Genomic DNA, 12,829 nt, shown 5'->3' with positions numbered 1-12,829 from the left:
CTCATGGACTGGACCAGTGCTGCGGAAATCGCGGAAAAGGTGTGCACGGGTAGCTGGACTGCAACTGCAGTGATCGATGATGCCTTGGCACGTATCTCGGCTCAGAATCCTCGCCTCAATGCCTTTACTCTGGTAACGGCGGAACGGGCACGCCAGGAGGCAGCACATGTGGACCAGCTGGTTGCTGCCGGGAAGAATCCTGGGCCCTTGGCAGGAGTGCCCTTTGCGGTCAAAAATCTTTTCGACATCCAGGGGGAAGTGACTCTGGCAGGCTCCAAAATCAATCGTGACCTGCCGCCAGCGACTGCGGATGCCACCTTGATTCAACGTCTGGCTGCGGCTGGAGCGATACTGGTCGGCGCCCTGAACATGGGCGAGTATGCTTATGACTTCACGGGCGAAAACCTGCATTATGGTCCCTCACGCAATCCGCACGATCTGCAACGGATGAGTGGTGGATCCAGTGGCGGCAGTGGTTCTGCCGTAGGGGGCAGCCTAGTACCGCTGGCGCTGGGTTCGGATACCAACGGTTCCATCCGCGTGCCATCGTCGCTTTGCGGCATCTTTGGCCTCAAGCCGACCTACGGTCGCCTGTCGCGCGGGGGGAGTTTCCCTTTTTGTCCGAGTCTTGATCATGTCGGGCCCATGGCGCGTACGGTGCAGGATTTGGCTTTGGCTTATGATGCCTTGCAAGGGCCAGACGATCGTGATGCGGCTTTGGCCGAGCGCGCGACCGAGCCAGTAGGCGTGTTGAGCAACGACTTGGACCCGCACTTGCGTATTGCGGTGTTGGGGGGGTACTTCGCGCAGCAAGGGACCGACGCATCGCGGGAGGCCCTGCGACGGGTGGCAGACGCCTTGGCTGCGCAAGCCACTATCGAGATCCCAGAAGTCATCGCGGCGCGGGCCGCTGCTTATGTGATTACCAATGCCGAGAGTAGCAACTTACATCTTCCCAATCTGCGTACCCGCGCCGCCGATTATGACCCCGATGTGCGCGACCGCATGCTCGCCGGGGCTCTGTTGCCGGCAACAGCCTATCTGCAGGCGCAACGGGTGCGTGCCCGGTTTCAGAAGATTGTCGCGGAGATCTTTTCCCAGTACGACATCCTGCTCGCTCCGGCGACACCCATGACCGCCCCGGCGATTGGTCAAAAGACCATGGAGCTTGGTGGCGAGGAGATGCTCGTGCGCCCGCATCTGGGGCTCTATACCCAGCCGTTTTCTTTTATCGGCCTGCCGGTGGTGTCTGTGCCGCTGCAGTTGCCAGATTCACTGCCGATTGGCGTGCAGATCATTGCTGCACCGTGGCAGGAGGCCAAGGCCCTGCAGATAGCGCGGGTCTTGGAGGCACGTGGTTTTCGCAGTGCAATTCCGCAAACCTAAGGAGAAAAGTCATGCAATCGCCAAAGATCAATCAACCGACTGTGCATGCAGAAGTTTTGGAGGCCTTTGAGCAGTACGAAAGAGCCTTGATCGAAAACGATGTCGATGTTCTCGATGAACTGTTTTGGAATTCCGAACACACCCTGCGTTATGGCGTCGCGGAAAATCTCTATGGCTACCCGGCGATTGCGGAATTTCGCGCCAGTCGTCCCGGACAAGCCCTTCAACGACGTTTGGTCAATACCGTCATAACTACCTATGGTGAAGATTTCGCTACCGCGAATACGGAATTTCTGCGCGACAGTGTCCACGGCCGTCAAAGCCAAACCTGGATGCGTACCCCCGAGGGTTGGCGAGTGGTAGCCGCACACGTGAGTCTGATGCCGAAAGTGTCTTGATCTGAGCCCAGCCCGCCTCCTCGGCAGCACGACGCAGACGCAACCGCACACAGGAGTTGAAATTGGCGAAATCGCGTGTAAAAGCTTGGAGGCAGTGCGTATGAGCCTCCAAGCGCTGGGAACGCAGGGGTTGGTCACGGCGCCCCACGCACTCGCGGCAGAGGCGGGCGCACAAGCTTTGGCGCGCGGTGCCAACGCCGTCGAAGCGGCCATTGCCGTTTCTGCTGCCTTATCTGTCGTTTATCCGCACATGACCGGCCTGGGGGGCGATGCCTTCTGGCTGGTTTCCGACGGCAGCCTGTCTTCCGTGCGTGGACTGATGGCCGCTGGCTCTGCGGGGCGCGACTACGACATAGAAGTATTTCGTGCGCGCGGCCTGACGCAAATCCCGTTTCGTGGTGCCCTGTCGGCGATGACAGTGCCGGGAATGCTACGGGGTTGGGAGGCCGCGCAATCCTATTCCGCAAACAGTTGGGGCGGCAGACTCGGCTGGGGAGATCTTCTGGCTCCTGCGCAGGAACTTGCGATGCGGGGGTTTCCCATGAGCCCAAATCAAGATCGTACGTTGCGCCAGTATCACCGGGATCTGGAGAACGACGAGGACTTCCGCGCACAGTATTTGCCGAATGGGGTTTTGCTTCGCGCAGAAGAAAATTTCGCGCAACCTGCCCTTGCGCGAACCCTCGCCCGCCTGATGGAAGAGGGGCCTGCAGTGTTCTATGAGGGTGATCTCGCAGAGCAGATGCTTGGCTCCCTGCGCGCCAAGGGAAGCCTGCTGCAGCCGGACGATTTGCGTGGCTACGCAGCGGAATGGGTAGAGCCGCTGCAGTTATCTTTTGCGGGCGGAACCCTGTTCAATCTCCCGCCGCCCAGCCAGGGTATTGCCTCGCTGATGATTGCCGGCATCATGGAGCGTTTGGGGTTAGGGGATGCTGATCCCCTGGGTGCCGAACTGGTGCATGGTGCCGTCGAGGTAACGCGGCGCGTTTTTCCGCTTCGGGACCGTGTAGTGCAAGACCCGCGTCGGGCGACGCATCCGTCCTGGCTAGCGCTGTTGCAAGAAGATGTCCTGGATCGACAAGCGGATGAAATCCGCGGCGGATTGGTCGGGCTACTCCCTCCCTGGCAATCGGCGCTGGGTGATACTACTTGGTTTGCCGTGGTCGATGGCCAAGGGCGGGTCGCGAGCGTCATCCAGAGTCTGTATCACGAATTTGGCAGCGGCGTTGTAGCCGGTAGCTCTGGTGTGCTGTGGAACAACCGCGGCTGTGCCTTTTTCCTCGAGCCTAGCGACTCGCGCAGTTTGGTACCCGGTATGCGGCCCTTCCATACGCTAAATCCGGCGCTATTCGGACGAGAGGGCAGTATCCAAATGGCCTATGGCAGCATGGGGGGAGATGGACAACCACAAACCCAAGCGTCGCTGCTCTTTCGTCATTTGTTTCATAATCTCGACCCCTATGCTGCGGTTGATGCACCACGCTGGTTGCTGGGGCGTACCTGGGGGAATCCAGTCACTGCCCTGCGTCTCGAATCCCGCTATGATCAACGAGTGCGAGAACGCCTGCAGCGCTGGGGGCATACGCTGCAAGTCGTGCCTGCCTACAGCGATCTCATGGGACATGCTGGCATCCTGCGCGTCCAGCCGGATGGCAGCTGGATGGGCGCAAGCGACCCGCGCAGCGATGGCGGCGTCGCTGGGCCTGATTCAGTCTGAGGCATCTTCTTCCATGTACATGCTTTCCATCTCCTGAATGACCAGGTGGGAGAACTGTGCCGCCGCTACCGAAAGACCGCGATTGCGCAGCTGTGCGCAGATGATGGGCACAGGATGAATCTCGCGCGCATTGATGGGGCGATAGACAATGGAATTGCCATTCGCGGTCTGATGATTGCCGGTGGAGAGCACGAAGCCAATTTCGTCCGTGCCGTGGAGAAGTCCGCGCATTACCTCGTAAGAATTGGTTTCCGCCGCAACTTTGACGTCTCTTCCCGGAGGGTGCAGGACGGTGTCGAGCATCTCGCGGGTGGTGAGACCGGTCGAGGGGAGCACCAGGGGATACTGCAGGCAATCGCTCAAGCGCAACGGTTTTTTCTTTGCTAGTGGATGTTCGACGTCCATAGCTGCAAGCAGCGGCTGTTTCACCACCGCCAGATCAAAGACATCTGGATGCTTGGGCGGCGCGATGATGATGGCTAAGTCGACGTCAAAACTCAGCAAATACTGCATGGCAAGCTCGTGCTGCGCTACCTTGATGACGAAAGAAATACCCGGATGCTGTTTGCGAAATTTGCGTATGAGCTCAGGAGCAAAGTCGGTAGCCAACGCCGGGCTCACAGCAATTGCGACCTGCCCCTGCTGCATTCCTTGCAGTCGGTCGACCTCCGACTGCACGCGCGCACTTTCGGCGAGATGGCGGCGGATGTAGTTGACATAAATCTCGCCGGCAGCGGTCAGACGCATTCCACGCGCGTGTCGCTCAAAGATCGATGTACCCAGCTCCTCTTCTAGATCCTGTAGGCGCCGGTCTAGCGCAGAAGCGGTGACATAGAGCTTTTCCGCCGCGCGCCTTACGGAACCCTCGCGCACGATCGCATCAATGTACTCAAATAGCCGGAGATGACGCATGGGAGCTCCGTTCGATTATTTGCAACAGACGAGACGAAAAATAGCACTTTTTATTTTCTCTGGTCAATCGCACAATTTACAACACGCAAATACTTTCTGCACAAAAATAGTGCGAAAGAAGTGATTTCGCCCGATTTGTGTGCGTATTCAGGGTGCTCAATTCGCTATTTTCGAGATTTTTTAGCTTACATAGTCGGCATGCTTATTGCCAATCATGAAGCTAGCGGGAAACAGGAGGCTACAGATGGTGCAATTAAAGCGGGAGACCTTAAGAATGAGTGTGCTCGCAGCCCTTACAATCGTTGCGGTGTCGCCACAGTTTGCTTTTGCAGCAGACACATCTAAATCGAATGGGAAAGTCTACAAAATCGCGGGGGTGAAGAAAAACCTTCTGCGCATGGTTGACAAAGCCGCGCTGACCCACGTGAAACCGGTCTATGGTGCAGAAACTGCCTTGATTCCAAAAGAGTTTGTTAAGGGGCAGGAGTCCACGCAGAATGCTTCTACGATCCTGAGTTTTGTGCCGGGCATCAATGCCACCAGCACCAATCCCATCGGTGTCAAAACGCACATATCGGTACGTGGGTTTTCGCAGACCCAGGTGGGTTACACCTTCGACAATCTGCCCATTGCTGATTTGTTCAATGGTGGCCTCTCGGGCGGTAACAACAACTACGCGGACCTGACCAATCTCATTCCAATCACCCTGGGGGAAACGTCCGGTATCCGTGTGACGTATGGAACACCTGCGCCCGATGTCAACTCGGTAGGTGCGATCGGCGGTAATATCGACTATTTGCCACGTCTACCAACCAAAGAGGCGTACGCGACTGTGTTCGGTGGTTATGGTTCATTCGCTACTCTAAATTACGGGGTAGAGGCGGATACTGGCGCGAAAACTGGCTATGGAAATCTTTTTGCCAGATTCTCCTCGCGCCAAACCAATGGTTACCTGCAAGGCGCGCATGATCGCCAGTACTCGTATTATGCAGCGTACGATTTACCGCAAATCTCCCCTACCTCGAAGTGGTCTCTGATCTTTCTCCTGAACAAAAATCAGGGCGTGACTCCAGCTCGCATGCCGACCGCTGTACTCGATCAGTATGGGCGGTATTATCAGTGGCCCAGCAGCTTTACCTATTCCAACAGCAAGACGGAGCACATGATGGCGCTGCTCCAGAACAAGACCTTACTTTCAGATGACGCAGTGTTAGGGGTAAAGGCGTTCTATTCCTTCTCCAATTCGGATCGACTCGAGTATGTGAATCCCAACTCGGACTCACCTTACAATAGCTTCGTCACTTTTTATCTCAATCCACCGATGACGGTTTGTCAGTATTCGGGCAATGATTTCATGGGTAACGATTCTGCCGCCTGTCAAGCGCAGACTATCAACGGCGACAACTACCATAGTTATACGTATCAGACAAATACCTTTGGGTTTAATCCCTCGGTACATTGGTTTCAGCACTACGTTGATCTAAAAGCGGGTGGCTTGGCTATGGTTTCCACATACGATTCGCAGGATTTTGTGTATGGTACGCCAGACGTGCCAAAAATTTCCGGATACAATAACCTCTGGGACGAGCATGGCTGGCGCATGTATAGCAAGCTGTATGCACAGGCAAAGATCAAGCCAGTATCTTCGGTGGCGATCACCCCCGGATTGAAATATGAGACGATGTATACGCACCTCAATGACGTCCCTGGGTACTACTACTCTGTGGGTGCCAATAGCGGGCGCAGCTATAGTGAGCTCAGTCCCTATGTGGGAATAGAGTATAAGCCGATGTCGTCGGTGAAGTTGTTTGCGGATTACGCCGTGGGTTACAAGTACCCGAATATTACTGCGTTCTATTCAGCAGACAGTAACGCCACCACTACCAGCCCCTCTACGCCGGTAACTATCAAGCCAGAACGAGTGGATACCTATCAATTTGGCGCCCAATATCACCATGGGCCAGTAGATGTCAGTCTGTCATTCTATCGCTCTGATTTTGTCAATACTTTCAGCTCGTTTTATGATACGACCACTGGACTAACCTACGAATATAATATTGGCTCTTCGCAATATCAGGGAATTAACCTCGCCACCCAAGTCGCCCTCGACCGGTACGTTTCCCTATATGGTAATTATTCCTTGCAAAACGCGGAATACACCAGCAACTCCTCCAGTCAGTATGGCGTAGCGACCAGCATAGGGGAGCCAAGACCGAACACGCCAACGTATTTGGCTGGCATGGGTATTTTGGCCCATTATGACGGCACCAAGGGGCGTCTGTACGCGAACCTAGTTGGCCCGCAGTACATAGAGGCGAGCACTGGTGCTCCCACCAGTCGGAGTATGCCGGCTTACGCTACCATGAGCTTCAATTTGTCACACGAATTTCCGGTGCACGAAGATGGTGTAGACGACATCACCCTAAGTTTGACAGGGATAAACTTGTTGAACTCGGATGCCTACGTTATGGAGAAGCAGTTCGCTTACACTACGGGAAACGGCAATTATATGGAGGCGGAGCCAATGATGCCGCGTTCCTTCTTTGGTACGGTTCAGGTGAAGTTTTAAGGCGTTGGTTTTCTCTCCTGCCTCGGTGGAATTTGTTGCTGCCAGGGCAATGGATGTTGCATAGGAAAACATTCCATTGACAAAACCCGGGATTCTGCACGCAACGTCAGAATCCCGGTGGGGTAGTGGCGCTGAAGATTTCGCATTCTTCATCGCCATGGTTGGTAAAACGATGCGGTAGTTGGCTCTCAAAATAATATCCATCTCCCGGATGTAGATAGCTGCTCTGATCGCCTACGGTCAAGTAGATCGTTCCCCGAATAATAAAGCCGCCTTCTTCGCCGGTATGACGCAGGGGAATTTCTCCCGTATCCGCCCCTGGCGCGTAAAATTCGTGCATGATCTGCATGGAACGACCATTGGTTCGCCCCCCCAGCAATTTCATCACGATCTGCGCATCGGTAGCGATGTTGGTCAGGCCTTCCCGGCAGAAAAACACGTCATCTGAAGGGGTTAGGTTTACCGTAAAAAACTCGGCGAGGGACATAGGAATCCCCTCCAGAATTTTTTTCAGCGAACTGATGGATGGGCTGACCCGGCACTGTTCGATCAGGGAGATGGCGCCATTGGTTACCCCGGAGCGGCGTGCGAGTTCGCGTTGGGTGAGGCCGTAGATTTGCCGCACCTGGCGAAGGCGAAGACCGATTTCGTCGCTGACCTTGGCTAAGGCGGTCGTCAATGGATGTCCTTGAGGACTTGTTGGAGCGTAGTCTGCATCCGCTCCAAATGTTCAAATTCCAGAATAAGAGGGGGGGACAGGGCGATGGTGTCGCCGGTTACGCGAATCAGCAATCCGTCAGCAAAGGCCTTGCGTAAAGCCTCATATCCCCGCTCCCCAGGGTTGCCTGCTCGTGGTTCCAGTTCAATGGCGGCCATTAGGCCTAGGTTACGGACATCTATCACATGTGGAAGCCCGGCGAGGCTATGCACCATCGCTTCGAACGCTGGTGCCATTTGTGTGGCACGGGTAAAGAGTCCCTCGCGCTCATAAATGTCCAGGGCCGCAAGGCCTGCGGCGCAAGCGAGAGGGTGCCCGGAATAGGTGTACCCATGAAAAAGCTCGATTTGTTCGGATGGCCCGCGCATCATGACATCATGAACGGCGTCGCTGACAAACACCGCACCCATGGGCACGGCGGCATTGGTGAGTCCTTTGGCCGTGGTAAAAATGTCGGGCACTACCGCAAAAAACTGGCTTGCAAAGGGGGTTCCGAGACGTCCGAAGCCGGTGATGACTTCATCAAAAATAAGCAGGATGCCATGCGCGGAGCAAATTTCCCGCAGGCGTTGCAGATATCCGGCGGGCGGGACAACAACTCCGGCGGAGCCGGCCACTGGTTCGACGATGACCGCAGCGATGTGCCCGGCGCCGTGCCGTTGGATCAGGGACTCCAGAGCTTCGGCTTGCTCCACATTCTGAGGCGGTAGTCCCCTACAGAAGCGGTTGTGTTCCTGGTCCAGGGTATGGGGTAGGTGATCGACTTGTAGCAGGTTGCCAAAGGCGCGGCGGTTGTTGGGGAGCCCACCAACCGAAATCCCGCCAAAGCCAACCCCGTGATAGCCCTTTTCACGACCAATAAGTAGTGTCCGTTCTGGCTCTCCCCGTGCGTGATGATAGGCGAGGGCGACCTTGAGGGCGGTATCGACAGACTCCGACCCAGAGTTGGTGAAGAAGACATGATCAAGGCCCGCCGGACTATGCTGGATGAGACGCTCGGCAAAGGTAAAGGGTAGGGGGTGACCCATCTGAAAGGTTGGCGCAAAATCCATCTCGGCGCTTTGCTTGGCGATAGCCTGCTGGATTTCCGCTCGACAATGACCAGCATTGACGCACCATAGCCCTGAGCTTGTGTCTAACAACTCTCGCCCATCGATATCCCAATAAAACATCCCTTTGGCGCGTTGCAAAAGGCGAGGCGCCGCCTTGAATTGGCGGTTAGCAGTAAAAGGCATCCAGAAGGCGTCGAGTTGAACTTCTGTAGACATGATGGTTGTCCAGTGTTGAAAATAATTGATAGTAAGCAATGCGCGTGCCTATTTGTAGGGCTTTTTTGCATTCCGCATGGAGCTTGGTATGCACCAACGAGGTGCGATGATTTGGTGCAGCTGCCTTGTTTTTGTGCATTCATGCAGAAAATTCTGTGCAAAAAAACTGCACGCACTCTTCGGTTTTGTGCAACAACTATCCCCCTGGCGACAAATCTCGTTCGATAATGACGTAGTGCGTCACAAATTCTTCTGCTGACGCTTGCTTCTGCGATCGGTGGCATGAAGCTTGCGTGTTTAATCTTCAAAACACATGCAGAATCATGGAAGGAAAACTCTATGGGTAGAACAGTGAAAATGGCGTTGGTACAGGCGGCGCAGTCTGCGAATGCGGCAGAGATGGCTCCCCAGGCCATCAAGGATGAAATGATCGGGCGGCATTTGCAGCACATCGAATCGGCGGCGGCGCAAGGTGCGCAGATCTTGTGCATGCAAGAGCTATTTTATGGCCCCTATTTCTGCCCGAGTCAGGATATTCGCTGGTATGCGTTGACGGAGCCGGTTCCGGATGGGCCGACCATAAAACTCATGCAGGAAACCGCCAAAAAATATTCCATGGTCTTGGTAGTGCCCGTGTATGAACGGGAAATGGCTGGCGTCTACTACAATACGGCGGCGGTGATTGATGCCGATGGGACATATCTTGGCAAATATCGCAAAACCCATATCCCGCAAGTGCAGGGCTTTTGGGAGAAATTCTTTTTCCGTCCCGGTAACTTGGGGTATCCGGTGTTTCAGACCGCCTATGGGAAGGTGGGAGTCTATATCTGCTATGACCGCCATTTCCCCGAAGGTGCGCGGGCCCTGGGCCTGCATGGCGCCGAGATTGTGTTCAATCCCTCGGCTACAGTGGCGGGTCTGTCGGAGTACCTTTGGAAATTAGAGCAGCCTGCCCATGCAGCGGCAAACGGTTATTTCGTGGGTGCCATCAACCGCATCGGTACGGAAGCCCCCTGGAACATCGGGGAATTCTATGGGCAGAGCTATTTCGCCAACCCGCGCGGGCAGATCATCGCCCAGGCGAGCCGCGACCAGGAGGAAGTTCTAGTGGTGGAGCTGGACCTTGAACAAATCACCGAGGTACGTGATCTTTGGCAGTTTTATCGCGACCGGCGTCCTGATCTTTACGGACCTTTGTGCGAGCCGTGAGCGATAGCAGATGATGGAACGCCATGCATTGACCGAGGCCACAGTAGCGGAACGCTTTCGCGGCATGGAAGCGCGATTGCCAGAAATTGATGTGCCGGTAGAAGCGGAGCGCTGCTTCTATTGTTACGACGCCCCATGTACGCGCTCCTGCCCGGCCGCGATCGACATCCCGGCCTTCATTCGTGCCTTGGCTCTCGGGCAGCCGGCACGGGCTGCCAGTATCATCCTGCGCGAAAACCCTCTGGGAATGAGCTGTGCGCGCGTCTGTCCGGTAGAAACCCTGTGTGAAGAGATCTGCGTACGCGCCTCAGATGCCGGAGGGCCAGTACGCATTGGTCTCTTGCAACGGGCAGCGATGAGCGAATGCGCCCCCAAAGCAGCAACGCCCGTGCCGGTCACCAATACTCGCGTAGCGGTGGTGGGCGCGGGGCCAGCAGGCATGACCGTGGCGCGGTTACTGGCCGAAGCGGGGGTTCAGGTCTCCGTGCTGGACGCCGGTGATCGTCCTGGAGGACTCAATGAAACGGGGATTGCTGCCTACAAAATGCTCGATGACGCTGCGCAAAAAGAAGCGACATGGCTCTTAGATCATCCGCACATCATGTTTCGCGGGCAAATGGCACTGGGGAACGATGTCACGCTCGCTTCCTTGCGCGAGCAATACCATGCAGTAGTCTTGGCGATGGGCCTAGCTGGGCAGCGCCGCTTAGCGATCCCTGGCGAGGATTTGCCGGGTGTCGCAGCTGCGGTTCCCTTCATTGCCGCGATGCGGCGTGGCGAGGCAGTAGCCGTTGGCAAGAAAGTTCTGGTAATTGGTGGTGGTATGACTGCCATCGATATCGCCATCCAGATTCGGCTCCTGGGTGCGGAAGAAGTACATATCTGTTATCGCCGAGGTATTGGCGATATGGGGGCGAGCGCGCACGAGCGGCAATTGGCGCGCGAGCAGGGGGTGTTGATCCACCCCGGCCTGCGGCCTTTAGAGATTCGCGAGGCGGCAGGTGGCGGCCTGGACGCGCTGATGCAGTCCCTGCGCGAGGAAGACGGCAAATGGATCGCCTCGGGAAAGTCAGAGTTCTGGCATGCAGATCAAATCTTTACCGCAATTGGCCAGGGTCTGGATCGCAGTGCCTGGCGGGGTGATGCCGAGTTGATGTCGCTCGCACTCGACGCGCAGGGCAAGATTGCCGTCGATGACGCGGGACACACCAATCTACCCGGTGTTTGGGCAGCGGGGGACTGCGCTGGGCGTAGCAGTGACCTCACCGTGCATGCCGTCGCCGATGGCAAGCGTGTCGTTGACGCCATTCTCGCTGCTCGCAAGCAGGAGGCCGCCTGATGGCATCCTTGTACAGCAGCTTTGTGGGTATTTCCTCCCCCAATCCCTTTTGGCTCGCCTCGGCTCCACCCACCGATCGCGAGGTGAATGTTGAGCGCGCCTTTGCCGCTGGTTGGGGCGGGGTGGTCTGGAAGACCTTGGGCATCGACCCGCCTGTTGTCAATGTGAATGGACCGCGTTATGGCTTCTGGCGCGGTGATAATCAACGCGTGCAGGGCTTCAACAATATCGAGCTCATCAGCGACCGGGCCATCGGCAGCAATCTGGAGGAGATTGCACGGGTCAAGGCGCGCTGGCCGGATCGTGCCTTGGTAGTATCGGTAATGTTCCCCCTCGAAGAAGAGCACTGGGCGCGCTGGCTACCGGAAATTGAGGCTACTGGTGCCGACGGGATCGAATTGAATCTGGGCTGCCCGCACGGCATGTCAGAACGCGGCATGGGCTCGGCCATGGGCCAGGCACCACAGCTGGTCGAAGCCGTGACCCGGATGGCGAAAGCGCACACCCGACTACCGGTGATTGTGAAACTGACCCCCAACGTCACCGACATCACCTGGAGTGCATCCGCCGCCAAGACCGGTGGAGCGGATGCCGTGTCTCTGATCAACACCATTAACTCTTTGATCAGGGTGGATCTGGATACTATGGCGCCGGAGCCTTGCATTGATGGTAAAGGTACCCATGGAGGCTACTGTGGCCCAGCGGTCAAACCCATTGCTTTGCATATGGTTGCGGAAATCGCCCGCAATCAGGTACTTGCTGGCCTGCCCATTTCTGGTATCGGCGGTATAACCAGTTGGCGCGACGCAGCAGAGTTTCTTGCCTTGGGTGCGGGGAACGTTCAGGTCTGTACAGCGGCCATGCTCTACGGCTTTCGTATCATCGAAGATCTGGCCGAGGGCCTGGCGGCGTGGATGGACGAGAAGGGATACGCGTCGGTGGCGGAGCTGCAAGGTCGAGCGGTAGCCAACGTCCGCGATTGGAACCGCCTGAACCTGAACTATGTGACGAAAGCGAAGATTGATGCGGAACGTTGTATTGGCTGCGGACGCTGCTTCATTGCCTGTGAGGACACCTCGCATCAGGCGATTGCCCGGCTGCCCGATTCCACTGCTTACCAAGTCAAGCCAGAGGACTGTGTCGGCTGCAATCTTTGTGTTGCGGTCTGCCCGGTGCCCAATTGTATTGACATGTTGCCTATGCGCACGGGGACCGATCCGCGCACCGGTTCTCCCATTCGCTCTGCGCCCATGAGCTGGCTGGAGCACCCGGAGAACCCCGTGGGCGCCGTCGCGTGCAAGACAGAGGAGTGA

The 12,829-nt window shown here is 56.4% G+C and carries 10 protein-coding genes; 7 read left to right on the top strand and 3 right to left on the bottom strand.

Going from position 1 to position 12,829, the window contains the following annotated elements; genetic code table 11:
- Positions 1-3: 3 nt before the first annotated feature.
- The 3 genes from AB4090_RS12145 to AB4090_RS12135 all read left to right on the top strand — a co-directional run bounded on the left by AB4090_RS12145 (position 4) and on the right by AB4090_RS12135 (position 3,501).
- The gene (locus AB4090_RS12145; RefSeq protein WP_369574148.1) at positions 4-1,386 is read left to right on the top strand and encodes an AtzE family amidohydrolase; all 1,383 of its coding nucleotides are present in this window, start codon (positions 4-6) and stop codon (positions 1,384-1,386) included.
- Between the two features lie 11 nt (positions 1,387-1,397).
- The gene (hpxZ, locus tag AB4090_RS12140; protein WP_369574147.1) at positions 1,398-1,784 is read left to right on the top strand and encodes an oxalurate catabolism protein HpxZ; all 387 of its coding nucleotides are present in this window, start codon (positions 1,398-1,400) and stop codon (positions 1,782-1,784) included.
- Between the two features lie 100 nt (positions 1,785-1,884).
- Positions 1,885-3,501, top strand: a complete 1,617-nt coding sequence (locus AB4090_RS12135) for a gamma-glutamyltransferase family protein (RefSeq protein WP_369574146.1) — start codon at positions 1,885-1,887, stop codon at positions 3,499-3,501.
- Here the strand turns inward: AB4090_RS12135 and AB4090_RS12130 are convergent.
- The gene (locus AB4090_RS12130) at positions 3,493-4,413 is read right to left on the bottom strand and encodes a LysR substrate-binding domain-containing protein (RefSeq protein WP_369574145.1); all 921 of its coding nucleotides are present in this window, start codon (positions 4,411-4,413) and stop codon (positions 3,493-3,495) included. The two genes, AB4090_RS12135 and AB4090_RS12130, sit on opposite strands and share 9 nt — an antisense overlap.
- A 244-nt stretch (positions 4,414-4,657) precedes the next feature.
- On the opposite strand from AB4090_RS12130, the gene AB4090_RS12125 reads away from it, so the two are divergent.
- Positions 4,658-6,982: a TonB-dependent receptor gene (locus AB4090_RS12125; protein ID WP_369574144.1), complete on the top strand. Its 2,325-nt coding sequence runs from the start codon at positions 4,658-4,660 to the stop codon at positions 6,980-6,982.
- A 106-nt stretch (positions 6,983-7,088) separates the two neighbouring features.
- Here the strand turns inward: AB4090_RS12125 and AB4090_RS12120 are convergent, their stop codons facing one another.
- Positions 7,089-7,661: a cupin domain-containing protein gene (locus tag AB4090_RS12120; protein WP_369574143.1), complete on the bottom strand. Its 573-nt coding sequence runs from the start codon at positions 7,659-7,661 to the stop codon at positions 7,089-7,091.
- Positions 7,658-8,968, bottom strand: coding sequence for an aspartate aminotransferase family protein (locus AB4090_RS12115; protein WP_369574142.1), 1,311 nt, complete (start codon positions 8,966-8,968; stop codon positions 7,658-7,660). Before AB4090_RS12115 ends, AB4090_RS12120 begins: the two co-directional genes overlap by 4 nt.
- A 339-nt stretch (positions 8,969-9,307) precedes the next feature.
- On the opposite strand from AB4090_RS12115, the gene AB4090_RS12110 reads away from it, so the two are divergent.
- Genes AB4090_RS12110 through preA form a run of 3 tightly spaced genes read left to right on the top strand, consistent with a single transcriptional unit; the run spans position 9,308 to position 12,829 of the window.
- A complete protein-coding gene (locus AB4090_RS12110) occupies positions 9,308-10,177 on the top strand; it encodes a nitrilase-related carbon-nitrogen hydrolase (protein WP_369574141.1) in 870 nt (289 codons plus the stop codon).
- Positions 10,178-10,187: 10 nt separating this feature from the next.
- Positions 10,188-11,516, top strand: a complete 1,329-nt coding sequence (locus AB4090_RS12105) for an FAD-dependent oxidoreductase (RefSeq protein ID WP_369574140.1) — start codon at positions 10,188-10,190, stop codon at positions 11,514-11,516.
- Complete coding sequence (gene preA / locus AB4090_RS12100; protein ID WP_369574139.1) at positions 11,516-12,829, top strand: NAD-dependent dihydropyrimidine dehydrogenase subunit PreA; 1,314 nt, start codon at positions 11,516-11,518, stop codon at positions 12,827-12,829. The genes AB4090_RS12105 and preA overlap by 1 nt, the downstream gene beginning before the upstream one ends.

It is taken from the genome of Acidithiobacillus sp. IBUN Pt1247-S3 (assembly GCF_041146875.1).
Taxonomy (GTDB): Bacteria; Pseudomonadota; Gammaproteobacteria; order Acidithiobacillales; family Acidithiobacillaceae; genus Igneacidithiobacillus.
This window is presented reverse-complemented; position numbering and strand designations above follow the sequence as displayed.

What these genes read in the sequence shown, in the direction of transcription:
- preA (WP_369574139.1), top strand. Translation starts at nt 11,516, where the DNA reads ATGGCATCCTTGTACAGCAGCTTTGTGGGTATTTCCTCCCCCAATCCC.
- AB4090_RS12145 (WP_369574148.1), top strand. Translation starts at nt 4, where the DNA reads ATGGACTGGACCAGTGCTGCGGAAATCGCGGAAAAGGTGTGCACGGGT.
- AB4090_RS12130 (WP_369574145.1), bottom strand. Translation starts at nt 4,413, where the DNA reads ATGCGTCATCTCCGGCTATTTGAGTACATTGATGCGATCGTGCGCGAG.
- AB4090_RS12115 (WP_369574142.1), bottom strand. Translation starts at nt 8,968, where the DNA reads ATGTCTACAGAAGTTCAACTCGACGCCTTCTGGATGCCTTTTACTGCT.
- AB4090_RS12135 (WP_369574146.1), top strand. Translation starts at nt 1,885, where the DNA reads ATGAGCCTCCAAGCGCTGGGAACGCAGGGGTTGGTCACGGCGCCCCAC.
- hpxZ (WP_369574147.1), top strand. Translation starts at nt 1,398, where the DNA reads ATGCAATCGCCAAAGATCAATCAACCGACTGTGCATGCAGAAGTTTTG.
- AB4090_RS12105 (WP_369574140.1), top strand. Translation starts at nt 10,188, where the DNA reads ATGATGGAACGCCATGCATTGACCGAGGCCACAGTAGCGGAACGCTTT.
- AB4090_RS12110 (WP_369574141.1), top strand. Translation starts at nt 9,308, where the DNA reads ATGGGTAGAACAGTGAAAATGGCGTTGGTACAGGCGGCGCAGTCTGCG.
- AB4090_RS12125 (WP_369574144.1), top strand. Translation starts at nt 4,658, where the DNA reads ATGGTGCAATTAAAGCGGGAGACCTTAAGAATGAGTGTGCTCGCAGCC.